Source organism: Moorena sp. SIO3E8, from assembly GCF_010692445.1.
Lineage (GTDB): Bacteria > Cyanobacteriota > Cyanobacteriia > Cyanobacteriales > Coleofasciculaceae > Moorena > Moorena bouillonii.
In genome coordinates, this window is sequence record NZ_JAAHHM010000147.1 from 1 (window position 1) to 14,362 (window position 14,362).

The following is a 14,362-nucleotide window of genomic DNA, read 5'->3' on the forward strand; positions in this document are numbered from 1 at the left end:
CAAAACAGCAGTCGAGGATACCCAAGAAATGACGACAGGGTAATTGACTTAAAGCATCGTGTAACTTGGTCATGGGCAGATAACTATTAGTATCCCCCAGTAAAGCATCTTGAGGAATTAAGTAACCAGCCGGACCATCATCCCCATTGAGAGCAACTCCATGACCAGCGAAGTAGAATAATAAGCGGTCATTTTCAGTGACTTGTTCCGGTAAGGTTTTTTCTAAAAATTTGTTAAACTTAGACAGAGTTGCCACTTCGTCTAGGCATTCCCAGACTTCGTAATTATGCTTTTTGCGGAGAATTTCTGCTAGTTGTTTAGCATCGTTGACGGCGGTGTTCAGGGGAGAAATGCCGTTTGTGTAGTTATTGATACCGATGATAAATGCGAGATTGCGAGAAAACATATTATTCTCAAATGACTTCTGACTTCTGGCTTCTGACCCCTAGTGGTAATTCAAAATTCAAAATTCAAACTTCAAAATAAAGAAAATCATAAATTTGGCAATTTTTTAATTCTGGGTACAAGCCCCCACTGCAATATTATTCAGTGGTCTTCAATCAGTGGCGGGTACAAGCCCCCACTGATTGTCATTTTGAATTAATAATTTTTAATTTTGAATTGGAGCAAAGCGACTTGACTTCTGACTTCTGACTTGCGGACTTCTGCTATATGTGGGCGGTATAATCCCGCTCACACAGCAGTGGGATGCTCCCTATTTATTCCCCAGGATAATCTGTTGACTTTACGCAGAAATTATTAGTTTCGTAATAAATCTTTACATACTTTCATTGGCGTATATAGCGTTTATAAATGAGATGTAAACCTAGAAGGTATTTTTTGACTGTCCAATAAAACTTCGTATCTTTTTCCCCTCTTGCCTTTCCCCTCCTGGGAGGGGTTAGGGGTCGGTTCCTCTTGTATGCAAGCATTGTTATGCAATAAGTCGTTTACAACCTAGATAAAAACCCTATAATGACTAGGCTACTCATTCAAACCCAAACTGTCCCTGTGATGGTCAATCTTCCTGGGATCATCCCCATGACCCTTGCCCAGTTTTCTGAATTCTGTTTAGCCAATCGAGATCTACGAATTGAGCGCACCGCTAGTGGAGAAGTTGTGATTATGCCGCCAGTCTTTTCTGATACAGGCAATCGGAATCTGAAAATTTCTCAACAATTGGCTAACTGGGCTGATCTCGACGGTACGGGTGAAACCTTTGACTCCAGCACCGGCTTTACTTTACCGAATGGAGCGATCCGCTCTCCAGATGCCTGTTGGATTAAACTGGAGAGCTGGAATGCCTTAACCGAAGAACAGAAAGCTTCCTTTGCCCCCATTTGCCCCGACTTTGTGATCGAGTTACGTTCGGCGAGCGATACACTCAGTGGCTTGCAAGACAAAATGCAAGAATACCTTGATAATGGCACATCACTGGGTTGGTTGATCGACCGCCAAAACCGGAAAATTTACATTTATCGTCGTGATCAGGAACCAGAGATTTTGGACAATCCTGAAACCGTTAGCGGTGCTCCGGAACTGGCGGGGTTTGTGCTAAAAATGAGCAAGATTTGGTGAAAGCAATTGTCAGCTATTAGCTATCAGCTATCAGCTATCAGCTATCAGCTATCAGCTATCAGCTATCAGCTATCAGCTATCAGCTATCAGTTATCAGCTATCAGCTATCAGCTATCAGCTATCAGCTATCAGTTATCAGCTATCAGCTATCAGTTATCAGCTATCAGTTATCAGCTTATGGGCTATGGACAGGCTACTTGAGGTGCTTATGGGCATAGGGTAAGCAAAGGGAAGAGCTTTTGAATAAGCGATGCAGCAAGGGAACAGGGGGTTTCCCCCACTCGCTATTGCATCAAGACAACAGGTAAGCATTAGTTTAATCTGAGTTATGGAAAGCTATTCGCGCAGCGTGAGCCTTTAGCTCACGGCTGACGGCTGACCGCTGACGGCTGACCGCTGACCGCTGACCGCTGACCGCTGACCGCTGACTGCTTAAGCATCATTGACTTACATTCTCGGTGGGTTGAGTTTTATTACTAGGTTGGATGTTGTTTGATGGCTTTAATACCAGCCAACCCAGAATAGCCGCGACTAATACCCCAACTCCCCCAATAATCCACCATTTCAGTGTTTTGTTCCCTGAAGAATTATTAGTACTATTATTAACCACAGGATTTGCCACTCTAGTAGTTGTAGCAGTAGTTGTAGCTCCTAAATCAGAGTTATTTTCTAGGGCTTTTTTCACCGCCTGGGAGAAGGCAGTTAACCCCACTGGTTCAGTAAAGTAAACCATGTGATCGCAGCCGATTTCCTGGATTTGCGGTTCTGGGTTCCGGTCTGAACCTACGCTTTTTATACTTTGTACTGTAACAGCGATATCATTTGGTTGCTCAAAGAAAGCCATAGCTACAGCTTTATCAAATAACTTCTGCATTAGTCGTTGCAAGGGACTAGAAGTTTGATTGGCTTCTGCTTTCAGGGCGGCAGGAATAATAGATGTATTACCAGCAATAATTGAGTAAGGTACTTTGGGGTCAGGACTTGCTGCTAATTGTTCCAAGAACTCAGAACTGGGGTCCATCTGGTCTAGGGAAATATCAATAGTTTCAATCTCATCAACAAACCGGTTAATCGCCTTAAGCAACATCCCCATTACTGGTACTGGCCAAGGAAATTCTGACAGCCCATTTAAACCGATACTTAAGGTAGCTAATGCCCAATCTTCAAGCTTAGACCAAGGGCAACCAGCATTGGGTGTACCTAGCATAATTAAATGCCCAACCACCTGATTGCCTCCTTCTCGTTCAATAAACCAACGAGAAACCAACCCTCCCATGGAGTAGGCGACAATGTGAAAAATTTTACGGTGGTTCTCCCCTAACCCTACAGCTTGTAGTCTCTGCTTCAGCAATTTAGCATTCTCTACAATTGAGGTATTTATATTCTCATAATCATAGCTGAGTACCAGGTCATACAGTTCGGCCAGGGGTTTTTCTGTTCCATCCTCCTCAACCTGGGCGGAGCGAAGGCTGGGCAGCAAGCTCTCAGTATCACCAATAATACCGTGTATATAAAGGACTATGCGTTGGGCTTGGGCAACCCGCGACTTGACTTGTTCAACATCTCTTGTATAGTTGACTGTATAGTTGCCCACTCCAGAGGCAGTGACATCCGCTGCTGCCAAGATTGGGTAACTAAAGTCTAGCCCCAGTTGTTGAGACACTACTTTTTGGAAGAAAATTCGGATCGAACCCCCCAAGCTGCGGCTACCTTCACTAATTGGTTCTGTTAACCGTTCCAGTAAAATCTCCGTTTTGCCCTCCGGGGTGGAACGAGCCCGTCCCAAAGGCAGGAAAAACTCCCCATCGTAGCTAATGGGTAATAGTTGTTCATGAGAAGCAAGGGGTCGATCAACAATAACTTTCAGGGGATTTTTGGCTGTAACGGCTGACGGATTTTCCACCTCAGTTAATTCCAGCGCGCTTAAACCAGGATCCGTTCCCCGACTGCTAGTAAACTCAAAGGACTCAATGCCCGGATGGTCCTCCCGCAGTATCGGTGGTAACATATTATTACCTAAATCCCTGGTTGATTGGGTGAGAGTGGTTAGACGTGCCTGGCCTATGAATTCGGAATCTGTGGTTAATTTCACATTTGTTCCCGGCAAAACTGACTCATCTCCTCTGCGAATTTCAGCTGTGTGTAGAGGACGCACGGTAGTAATGCTAATTTGGCTAGTTAACCAGTCATCATAGATTTCGTCTTCTTCTGGTCTGCTGCGGAGGTCACGAGCTGGAATCCTTTGCATCAAGCGGTTCAGGGTACCATTACCGCGACTGGGTGTAGGCAAAAGACGTGGTGGTAGGTCAAGTTCTGGTTGTTGGAGCAAAGTGGCATCAAATTCCGTCGAACAGATAATCAGTTTGAGAATATCTTTAACTTCCGTAATCCCCGCTTTTTGCCATAGTTGTTTGGGGACTTCAGGATAAATTGGATTTCCGCGATTAACCCAGGCTTCATCTCCCTCTTGCCCCGTTGGTTGCAGCAAAATTCCGCCCCCATCTAACAACTCAGCTGAGACGGCGTAACGGTCGGTTAAATCGAGCACAGCGCAATAAAGCGGCTCATTACTGGTGTTTTTGAGCTTAATTTTGAATCTGGGCGATCGCCACCTGCCATTTTCCTGTTGATATTCCAGACGAATGTCAGTATCTAGCAAAGGTGACCCATCCTGCTGGTAAATCAGCATTTGCACAGCATCAGGGCGAATGCGGCTGGTGGCTGGGCTGGCAAGTTCATTGATATTCAGCCAACGGGTGATATGTTCTAATCGCTTAATCGCCTGCAAGGCAGTGGCATCGGTGTAACCGGAAATGGCAGCCACTAGAGGACGGTCATCCGCTGGTCGTGTAATTAAATAGTGTTCATCACGAGCCAGTAACTGAAACTCGGCTTCTTCTCGGGTTGCCACTTCCCGAACATACAACGAAGGCTGATTGTTAGAGGTATTGAGTAGGCTGGTACGGGCTAATTCTACACCAGCTGGTTCTCCTGACAAGAAAACCCCTTTCGGTGGCAGGGGCAAACTGGTAATGACTGCTTTCCAGGTCATTTCGGGATTTAAATCCCCAAGACCACTAATTTGAACTTTACTCAGCTGCGGCATTACTTCCACAATTTTTGCCTCACCTACTGCTGTTGAGAGTTGGCGAAGTTCCTCTGTGGGGGTGTCAAAGGGAAATAATGCCAGTATTGTGGTCTGATCCCGAAGCGGTTGAGAAATGCCGTGAACCGCACCACCATCAATCACCCAGTCGTGGTTTTTGTCATAGCAGACAGTAAAGTAGGGTGTACGGTTAGCGATCGCACCGCCCAGAAAAGGTTGGTCTAAATCACTCAATTCCGTAGCTTCGATTTGGGGAGATTGGGCGGTGATCTTACTGCGGACTAGGGCATTGACACGCTTGAATAAATCCCGATAAGTCAGGCTACCATTGGCTTTCTTCAAGGTATCCAGCAAAAAGTAAGAAAACGCACCTCTTGGTTGGCCATTGCTGTTGAATTCTTTCGCTGTCTCACTATCTCGACAAGCTGCCAGGAAGATATGTTTTCCTGTGGGGAAACTCCAACCACTAGGATTTTTTTCCGGGCTGAGGGCAGCTGATAATTTGTCAGTTTCACTCAAGGAGAAAATAAAACTCTCCAAGGGTCGCTGGCGTTTGTCGGTGGAAGTTTTACGAACTGCTATTTCTCCTTCTAGATCGCCACGGGTGCCAGCACCAGAGTGACAGCAGTCTAAAATAATAACAGTGTGGGGGTTTTTCTGAGCTACCTCAGAAATTAGCTTGGCTAACTCCTTATCCGCCAAGTCCCAACCCCCCTCAGTGCGACTGTCATAACAGACTAATGTTTCATCCAATCGTTCCGGCTCTATTGCCCAAAACTCTTGTGGGGCTTGCTCTTGAGAACCATGTCCCGCATAGTAAAAGAAAGCAACATCTTCACGGCTAGCTTGACACAAATGCTGCCGAAAACCATCAACAACTGCCTGACGGGTAGCATCTCGATTCAAGAGTTTGCGGATGTGTAGTTGATATCCATCTGTAGCAACCCGCCCTTGCAAATATTCCTGTATTCCTAGGATGTCATTAACACAGCCATTCAAAGAAGGAACAGGACTGGGATATTTATCAATAGCTACCAGCAGCGCATATATATTGTAGGTCATGGCATTCTCTTAATACTTATTGAAGGAGTTACAGTTTTGTTAATTCCTGATTTATAACCCCCTAAATTACCCTTATTAAGGAGCACTTTTTTCTCTAATTCTATCCTTCATCAGGAGCACTTTTTTCTCTAATTCTATCCTTCATCAGGAGCACTTTTTTCTCTAATTCTACCTTCATCAGGAGCACTTTTTTCTCTAATTCCCCCCTTAGTTAAGGGGGGTTAGGGGGGATCGCTGAGTTGGTCAATTCTCGCCCAAGAATAGAACTCCTGGATTATAAACCTCTATCGGTTTTTCCTGGAGAACGCTCACTAGTAGTTGGATTAGATTCTGGTGCGGTAATTTCTTTAGTGTCTTGATTATCTGTTTCGACATTTTCATCACTCGATTCAGCTTTTACTTCAGCTTCTTCAGGAGTTGTTACTGTTTCCTGAGAGTCGGAGCGATCGTCCCCTAAGGGGTTAGTATCGCCAGATGTATTTTCGACTACTTGCTCTTCAGAATTTTGGTTAGATTCTGTATTTTCCATAGCCACTGTTTTTCACCCCAACTGTATGATACGGGGTAAGCGCAAGACTCAATAAAGAGGAATTATTGGCGTTGCTGATTCTGGGTATGATTGAGCCCCCCTAGCCCCCCAATTTTGCGGTGCGAGCAGTGGCGAATTTAATTCGACGACTGTAAGCGCACCGGGGGGGGAACAAAATTTTCTTTCGTCCCCCGCCCCCCTAACCCCCCAATACTGGGGGGAAGAGCGCGGATGCAAGGCTATTTTACAGATGGGGACCAACGGGGGCTTTCCCAAAACCAGACGATTTAAATTAATACTTCAATTCAGCAACGCCGAATTATTCTTAACAATAGTGATATATAAGCGCTATAGTGCTGAGAATCAAGGCTTACTATGGTCATAATCCTTGCCCTATATCACATTTTGGCTGAATATTTCTTGCGCTTACCTTGCTGTATTATAATAATCTCTATTTCTAGCATAGCATATTAACAGCTGATTTGTCAAGGGATTAACCATTGCGGTGCCAGGCTTTAATTCAGGGTATTTTGAGCCCTGAAGTAAAGCTCCTGACTCCTCCGATAGGTAGGGTACTTGACTTTAAAAAAAATACCAATTCCAGTAGGGTGGGCAAAGTATTCTCATCATTAATACTCAAAAAAACCAAACTGTGTCTTGATGCAGTCGCTCATGGGGGAAACCCCCAAGACCGCGCTGCATCGCTTTTTGCCCACCCTACAAGCTAGCTCCTCCGATAGGTAGTTGGGTGGGCAAAGTATTCTCATCATTAATACTCAAAAAAACCAAACTGTGTCTTGATGCAGTCGCTCATGGGGGAAACCCCCAAGACCGCGCTGCATCGCTTTTTGCCCACCCTACAAGCTGGCTTAGTCTTTCTCTACTGCACCTAGAGCTTTTAACGTGTTTTTCTGAGGTTTGGTTAAACCAATGGCGTTTTTAATATTCATCCCTTCATAGGGTCGATCAATTCTCATAGTTTTTACACATTCACCGGTGTCAAGATTCCAAAGCTTAATGGTTTCATCTTCGCTGCTACTCACTAACACAGGACGATTAGGACTAAAGGCAATTGACCGGACTGCTTTGTCGTGTCCCTGAAATACTTTGAGAACAGTACCTGTACTGATATCCCACAGTTGAACAGTCTGGTCATCACTGCCACTGGCTAAACTCTTGCCATCTGGACTAAAGGCAATTGTTCTGACTCGAGATGTGTGACCGGATAAGGTTTGTAGACATTGCCCCGTCTCAACATCCCACAGTTTAATCGTCTGGTCTCCACTGGCACTCGCCAGCAGATTGGCACTGGGACTGAACACAACCGATAAAACCCAATCCTCGTGACCTGGCAAAGTTTGTAGACAGGTTCCCGTACTGACATCCCAAAGTTTGATAGTGTTGTCATGGCTACCACTGGCTAGGATTTTACCGCAGGGACTGAAACTAATGGTTTTGACGTGCTGAATATGCCCTTCTAAGGTGTGCAGACATTCTCCGGTATGCCAATCCCAAAGCTTTACCGTTTGGTCACGACTGGCACTGGCTAAAATTTCTCCCTCTGGACTGAAGCTGACCGCATGCACCCAACTATCGTGTCCCCACAGTGTTTGCAAACACTCTCCTGTATTTGCATCCCAAAGTTTGATAGTTGTGTCGTCGCTGCTACTGGCCAGAATCTGATCGTCTTTGGGAGCAAAAGTGACTGATGAGACGAGATTAGTATGTCCTGACAACGTTTGTAGACATTGCCCGGTCTCAATATCCCACAATCTTACCCGTTGGTCTTCGCTACTACTGGCCAACATTTGACCATCTGGACTAAAAGCCACGGATAAGATCCAATTACTATACCCATCCACTGTTCTTAAACATTGTCCCGTGTGGATATCCCATAACTTCATGGTTTGGTTTTCACTCACACTCAGCAAGGTTTGACCATCCGAATTAACAGCAACCAACCAAATCCGTGAAGCGTAGCTATTACCTAAAGGGGAATTGCTATACTCGTGCAATGTTTGGAGACATTTCCCGGTTTCCACCTCCCAGATTTTAACCGTTGTATCCTCACTACCAGTCACCAGTGTTTTACCATCTGGGCTGAAAGCAACTGACCACACATGACTGTTGTAGTCTGGTAATGTTTTGATACACTCACCACTGGCTAAATCCCAAAATTTTACCGTTGTGCCATCACTTCCAGTTACCAATGTTTCTCCGTCTGGGCTAAGGGCAATCGATAATACCCAATTGATCGGGATTTCTAGGACTTGCAGGCAAGAACCAGTGTTGACATCCCAGACTCTGACAGTTTGGTCTTCACTCCCAGTGACCAACCTTTGTCCATTGGGACTGAAGGTAGTAAAAAATACCGGATTGCTATGGCCTGACAAGGTTTGCAGACATTTTCCGGTGTGGACATTCCACAGCTTTACCGTTTGGTCATGGCTACCACTGGCTAAAATTTCTCCCTCTGGACTAAAGGCTAGGGATTGCACCCAACTGGTATGACCTCGCAGTGTTTTTAGACATTGCCCGGTGTGGACATTCCACAACCTGATCGTTTGGTCGTTACTACCACTAGCTAAAATTTCTCCCTCTGGACTAATAGCCAGGCATTGCACCCAAGCGGTATGACCATTGCAAGTAATAATTTGTTTGATGTTGGCAACGTCCCACAACCAAATCTCATTATCAACACTGGTTGCCAGGAGTTTCCCATCTGGGCTAAAGGTCGCTGATAAAACCCCCCCTAAGGTGCGAGTCAAAGCCGACTTACTTAAATCGGCATTGGCAAAGTTGACTCCATGCAAATTCATGCCCTGTAGGTAAGCTTGCCAAACCGTTAAGTTAGAAAAATCATAGCCACTCAGGTCAAGATTAAGCTGCCAGAGTAAATTGAGAACATTCCCCCCGGCATATCCGGGTTTTCGAGGGGGAAAAGACTTCAGTTTTGATAAAATTTGATTCAAATAGTTTTGGACATTTTCTGGGAGACCAAGCAGGTTGAGTAGTTGCTCGGTAATCGGTTTTAGAATCAGCTGAATTTGGGCATTTCTAAGATAATCTTTGGCTTGGGCTTTGATTAAGGCACAGCGCTCCAATAGTGCTATTTCTCCCGTTTGAATTTCGCAGAAAATCTGTTCAATTAAGCGATCGCTGACATACTCCATCACCACGGGTTGTTGAGTAAATTTTCCCGAAGTCTTCTCAATCATTGAGCGCAATTGTAGAGATTCTAAGGTTTCTAATAAATGTTTGAATGAAACAGCCGGAATTATGTCCCTTTGTAGCTCCTTAAATGAGACCCATTCTCGATTAAGGGTCAGCCAGTACATCACCTGTTGTTCTAAAGTTGACAAGCGATTAAACTGCTGGTCCATTAAATCTGAAATATCACCAAAGACAATAGTGCCTTCTTCTAAAAACTGAGCCACATCGCCGTCAAACAACTCATAAATTGTGGTGGCAACAATCTTCAATGCTAAAGGATTGCCTGCATAAAACTCTACCAGTGCTTGACATTCGTCTTTTGAGACAGAAAAGCCTTTTTCCGCGAGAATTTTCTTCCCTTCTCCCTCGGTTAAGCCAGGTAACCTCAGGGAACGAATCGGAGCGTTTACACCTTCTTTGTTTCTAATTTCTCTGGGTTTCTCCCGACTGGTCAACACCAGACAACTTTGATGGTTAGTCTCGCCCCAGCTTCTGAGGAGTTGCCCATAGCCTTCATATCCTGGGCGATAGGCTCCTGCCCGTTGGTCAGGGGATAGAATTGACTCTACATTATCTAAGATGAACAAACAACGCTCTGCCCGCAGATAGTCGATTAAACAGGAGATCTTACCATCTAAGCTTTCTGGTAAAGTAGTTTCTTGCTGATCGGACAAAAACCCAATCAGGTCCGTCAAAAGCTCGTGAATGGGTGGCGCATTACGCAAACTTCGCCAAATCAGGTACTGAAATTCCGATTGTAGACCCTGGGCTAACTTGACAGACAAAGTTGTTTTACCAATTCCACCCATGCCAATTAAGGTAATCAGTCGGCAATGGTCATTAATAATCCATTGTTTGAGTGTGGCTAATTCTTCCTTGCGCCCGTAGAAATTGGTAACATCAATTGCTTCTCCCAAGTCTTGGCGTTTGCTAGAGGTTGTGATCTGTGGCTTTTGATCTACAGTCTGGGATGACAGATCATCTACAGCCTGCGATAGTACATCATCTACAGCCTGGGATGGCAGGTCAAAATCCAAATTGGCAATGGCTCTCCATTCCAGTGCCAATTTCTGAGAAAGTTCTTCAAAAGTAATATAGTCAACCGGTTTACCGGTCAGGAAGTTGCTGACTGTGGCTAAGGCAAACCCCACATCTTCAGCCAAAGCCCTCTGGCTCGGAAAACCGTTACGCCTGACTGCCAGTTTAACTTTTTCAATGCAGTCCTGACGGACTTTGAGCGACCTGGGCATGGCTCATTTGATCATGACTGTAGGGATTATACCATTGACAAAGGAAAATTCAGTCACAAATTCTTCACAATTTAGTCACAAGTCAGATCATCTCAGGCGGTAAGTCAGTATGCAGTGGGGTTTGATGAATATATAGCAAAGGAATCCCCCCTAACCCCCCGCCCGGAAGGGGGGAAGGCAAAAGGCAATAGCGATGGAGTCGGCCAAAGGGGGTTTCCCCAGTCCCTAAAACCCAGGAGGAAAGTACCTCACCCAATTCAAAACTGCTATATATTCTAGGAATTTTATCCTACATAAAACCATGAATGTGCTCTATAAAAAACTGTTGGCAAGAACAACGTTATGGCTATTGTTAGAAATTTGGCTCAACTTCCTTGGACTAGATAACCTAGCTGATTACAGCGAATTTATCTTTGATAATAATTTCAGCAGCGCCAGTGGGGTGCTAAAAATAGAAATTATTTGATCGCTAAATGGAAAACGGAAAACAACCAATTAGTTGATCGATGGCATTTGTAATAAGCCCAATTAATTTATCATAATCAAGGTTCATCATGACTAATAAACAACTCTTGCCCAAACCCATTTCTATTGATTTTAACCAAGTTTATCCAAGCACATATGAGCTTCATAAACCGGAGAAAAAACTAGATTATGTCAAACACTTTAAACACTATTGTAGTTTACCACAATCAATCAAAGTAGAAGCGACTAAACCCGAAAGCAGTAAGCCAGAGTTAGATTCAGAAGAAGGTTTGCCATTACTGCTCAAAGCAATTCTTGAAGGCTTTGTTGATGGGGTGCTGATTATAACTACTAACCAAGAGTTGTTTCATGCCAATGAGTGTGGACGTCGAATGTGCTCTCAAATCTCTCAAGGTAAGTCACCGATAAATTCTATCCCTCAGCCAATTTGGGGAGTTTGCCAATCATTAATTGATAGTCGTGAGTTGTTTGGCGATCGCAAACTAATTATCGAAACTGAAATTAAAGTGAATAAGTCAGTTAACTTTCGGGTTAGGGTTAGATGGTTAACGTTAGAATTATCCCGAACTCCTTATCTGTTAGTCACCCTAGAAGATAAACATCAATCTACCCAAAATTCCGCTATCACTGATGCTATTAAATATGGCTTAAGTCACCGGGAGAAGGAAGTATGGTTACTTAAAAAAGCCAACTTAACTTACGAAGAAATTGCACAGCAGCTATATATCAGCATCAATACTGTTAAGAAGCACCTGAAAAGCATTTACGCTAAACAAAAAGAAGTGATGCATTATCAAAATTAATATAGTTTTTTGATCTAGTTTGTAAATACAGTTATTGCTGAAAAAGGCAAGAGGCAAAAGGCAAAAGGCAAAAGGGGCAAGAAATCCAGAGTTTTATTGGACAATAAAAAAAGACCATACAGGTTTACATCTCAAATACAAACGCGCTTATAGCGTTTTTCATAGCTATGAGGTACACAGAATGGTTTCCCGATTCCCGATTCCCGATTCCCGATTCCCTCTTCCCTGCTCCCTCTTCCCTGTTCCCTATCTCGACAGTTAAACCTAATTTTGTACGACTACTTATACTTCACTCAATTTTATTCAAAAAAATGAAAACAGAAACAAAATTAGACGAGATTAATCTATTAAAAAGTATATCTCTTGGCGATCGCACTGCCTTTTGGCAGTTATGGCTGGTCAATCAAGACTATCTTTACGGTCGGTGCGTAACTTGGATGGGAGGCGATCGCACCAATGCTGAAGAAGCATTAAGTCTGGCCAGAATGAAGGCGTGGGATAAACTACCACACCACGCCGAAAAAATTACTAATCCCAAAGCATGGCTAACTCGAATGACTCATAACCTCTGCGTAGATCTGCATCGAAAACGCCACAGAGGTGCAATCGGTATGGAGAGCATTGAAGAAATGGCAGTGGGAGAACACCAGACATTAGCTTCTAGTGATTACTCTCCTGAGTCAGCTATTCTCCGTCGCGAGTTACGAATGTATATCCGCCGTGAAATAGACGCTCTGTCTCCCCAACTGCGAGAGCCTTTTGTGCTGCATTTTTACCAAGATATACCCTACCCAGACATTGCCAAAAAACTTGCTCTATCGGTGGATAACGTTTACAAACGCATTCAAAAGGGGCGAGCAATTATGGAAAAGCAGTTGAAGCGGTATCTATCAGGCATAGATGATTCTCCCCCCTTCTTAAAAGAGATTGAAAAGGATGAGATTTGGGATGAATTGAAAACTAAAAAATCCGTGATTTCATCTCAAAATGCGACAACAAAAGAGTGCCATTTTGAGCAAATTAATGATAAAATGAATTATGAGGTAACAGCGATATGTCTAGAAACACTAACCCCTGTTTGGTAACCTTATCCCAGTCTTCAAAGGTCGAGTTAAATGTACAACTTGTATTAGATAAAAAAACCACCCGAAAACAGCAGAAGTTGAAAACCTTAACTAACTATGTGCAGCAGTATCCCTCTGGATGGAAAAAACGGTTGGAATTGGCTGATTTACTCTATGAAAGTGGAAACTGGGAGCAGGCTGTTAAGGAGTATCACCAAGTTATTCAGCGGCAATCTCAATTAATTCAGGTAAGGTTGAAACTGGGGAAACTTTTACAGTTGATGGGAGAGGTGGCTAAGGCAATTGAGGTTTATGAGAGTGCTTTGCCATTATCCAGTAATGTTGCTACTGGGCATCATATCCGGGGTTTGATAGAGGTCTGTCGCCGTCAGCCAGAGAAAGCAGTAAAAGCCTTTGAGACAGCCGCATCTTCTGAGCCAGAAAATCCGTCTCACTGGCTGGCATTGGGGCGGGTTGAGATGGAACTGGATCATGCTCACGCTGCTTTGAAAGCTTTTGAGCAAATCTTGTTACTTCAGCCAGATGATATTGTTGCTATGATTCACAGTTATGATGCACTCCTAATACTGGGTGATTTTCAGTCAGCAGAGTTGAGGTTAAGTAGAGCAGAAGAGTTAGCCCCTGGTGATTACTCAGTTTTAAAACGACGCTTGGCCTATCGTTGCCGGATGAAATTAGTATTGGGTAAAGAAGGGAAGCAGACTAAAAAGATAGTTAATGCTGTATTGAAACTGGCTCCCCACTCCGCTGATGCTCACCAGTTGCAGGCTGACTATTATCGGTTGCGAGGAGAGTCGGCAAAAAGCCTGGCTATATTGAAGCAGTTTACTGAGGAGCACCCAAATAATCCTCATGGCTGGTGTTATTATTCCCGGTTTTTGTCTGATAGGGGTGAAAATAAAAGGGCGGTTGAAGTTATTGAGAAAGCTGATCATCTATACCCGAATAATTGGCTAGTTTATGGGGCTTTATGTAAGTTGTAGAGTGCGAAGCATGAAATGTAACGCACCGTATTAATTCAAAAGCATTATGATTGGTTTATTATTATTGTGATAGTGGGGAGTATTTTATCGATGAAGATGAAAAGGTAGCACTGGCAAAATACCGTTCTAAACATCCAGGTCTGGGGGGGCGACAAGCGCCCTGTAACCCTTGATATATCTTAAATTGACCAAATTATGGTAAAAAAAGATAGGTCATAAATTGTCAATACGACCTATCAATTGAAAATGCTACCAAAATTATATCAA

Annotated in this window: 11 protein-coding genes; 7 read left to right on the top strand and 4 right to left on the bottom strand. The window is 43.9% G+C overall.

The genetic code is table 11. The features are described 5' to 3' along the window. Positions 1-406 (bottom strand): caspase family protein (locus tag F6K46_RS33045; RefSeq protein ID WP_293117777.1); only part of this gene is annotated, 406 nt, incomplete at its 3' end. Between the two features lie 569 nt (positions 407-975). Here F6K46_RS33045 and F6K46_RS33050 point away from each other — a divergent pair. Both F6K46_RS33050 and F6K46_RS33055 read left to right on the top strand, forming a co-directional pair. Next, positions 976-1,578 (top strand): Uma2 family endonuclease, encoded by a 603-nt coding sequence (locus F6K46_RS33050; protein WP_293065685.1) that lies wholly within the window; start codon positions 976-978, stop codon positions 1,576-1,578. 6 nt (positions 1,579-1,584) lie between these two features. Next, positions 1,585-1,779, top strand: a complete 195-nt coding sequence (locus F6K46_RS33055) for a hypothetical protein (RefSeq protein ID WP_293065688.1) — start codon at positions 1,585-1,587, stop codon at positions 1,777-1,779. Positions 1,780-2,017: 238 nt separating this feature from the next. Here the strand turns inward: F6K46_RS33055 and F6K46_RS33060 are convergent, their stop codons facing one another. The 3 genes from F6K46_RS33060 to F6K46_RS33070 all read right to left on the bottom strand — a co-directional run bounded on the left by F6K46_RS33060 (position 2,018) and on the right by F6K46_RS33070 (position 10,738). Then, positions 2,018-5,746: a caspase family protein gene (locus F6K46_RS33060; RefSeq protein WP_293065691.1), complete on the bottom strand. Its 3,729-nt coding sequence runs from the start codon at positions 5,744-5,746 to the stop codon at positions 2,018-2,020. A 274-nt stretch (positions 5,747-6,020) separates the two neighbouring features. Further along, positions 6,021-6,281, bottom strand: a complete 261-nt coding sequence (locus tag F6K46_RS33065) for a hypothetical protein (protein WP_293065694.1) — start codon at positions 6,279-6,281, stop codon at positions 6,021-6,023. Positions 6,282-7,144: 863 nt separating this feature from the next. After that, complete coding sequence (locus tag F6K46_RS33070) at positions 7,145-10,738, bottom strand: NB-ARC domain-containing protein (RefSeq protein WP_293065696.1); 3,594 nt, start codon at positions 10,736-10,738, stop codon at positions 7,145-7,147. Positions 10,739-11,039: 301 nt separating this feature from the next. Between F6K46_RS33070 and F6K46_RS33075 the strand changes: the two genes are divergently transcribed. The 5 genes from F6K46_RS33075 to F6K46_RS33095 all read left to right on the top strand — a co-directional run bounded on the left by F6K46_RS33075 (position 11,040) and on the right by F6K46_RS33095 (position 14,095). Then, the gene (locus F6K46_RS33075) at positions 11,040-11,204 is read left to right on the top strand and encodes a hypothetical protein (protein WP_168166504.1); all 165 of its coding nucleotides are present in this window, start codon (positions 11,040-11,042) and stop codon (positions 11,202-11,204) included. Between the two features lie 88 nt (positions 11,205-11,292). Further along, positions 11,293-12,027: a LuxR C-terminal-related transcriptional regulator gene (locus F6K46_RS33080; RefSeq protein ID WP_293065699.1), complete on the top strand. Its 735-nt coding sequence runs from the start codon at positions 11,293-11,295 to the stop codon at positions 12,025-12,027. Between the two features lie 34 nt (positions 12,028-12,061). Then, on the top strand, positions 12,062-12,289 hold the full coding sequence (locus F6K46_RS33085; RefSeq protein ID WP_293065702.1) for a hypothetical protein: 228 nt from the start codon (positions 12,062-12,064) through the stop codon (positions 12,287-12,289). Continuing rightward, the gene (locus F6K46_RS33090) at positions 12,195-13,112 is read left to right on the top strand and encodes an RNA polymerase sigma factor (protein WP_293065705.1); all 918 of its coding nucleotides are present in this window, start codon (positions 12,195-12,197) and stop codon (positions 13,110-13,112) included. The genes F6K46_RS33085 and F6K46_RS33090 overlap by 95 nt, the downstream gene beginning before the upstream one ends. Beyond that, complete coding sequence (locus F6K46_RS33095; protein ID WP_293065708.1) at positions 13,082-14,095, top strand: tetratricopeptide repeat protein; 1,014 nt, start codon at positions 13,082-13,084, stop codon at positions 14,093-14,095. Before F6K46_RS33090 ends, F6K46_RS33095 begins: the two co-directional genes overlap by 31 nt. Positions 14,096-14,362: the final 267 nt, after the last annotated feature.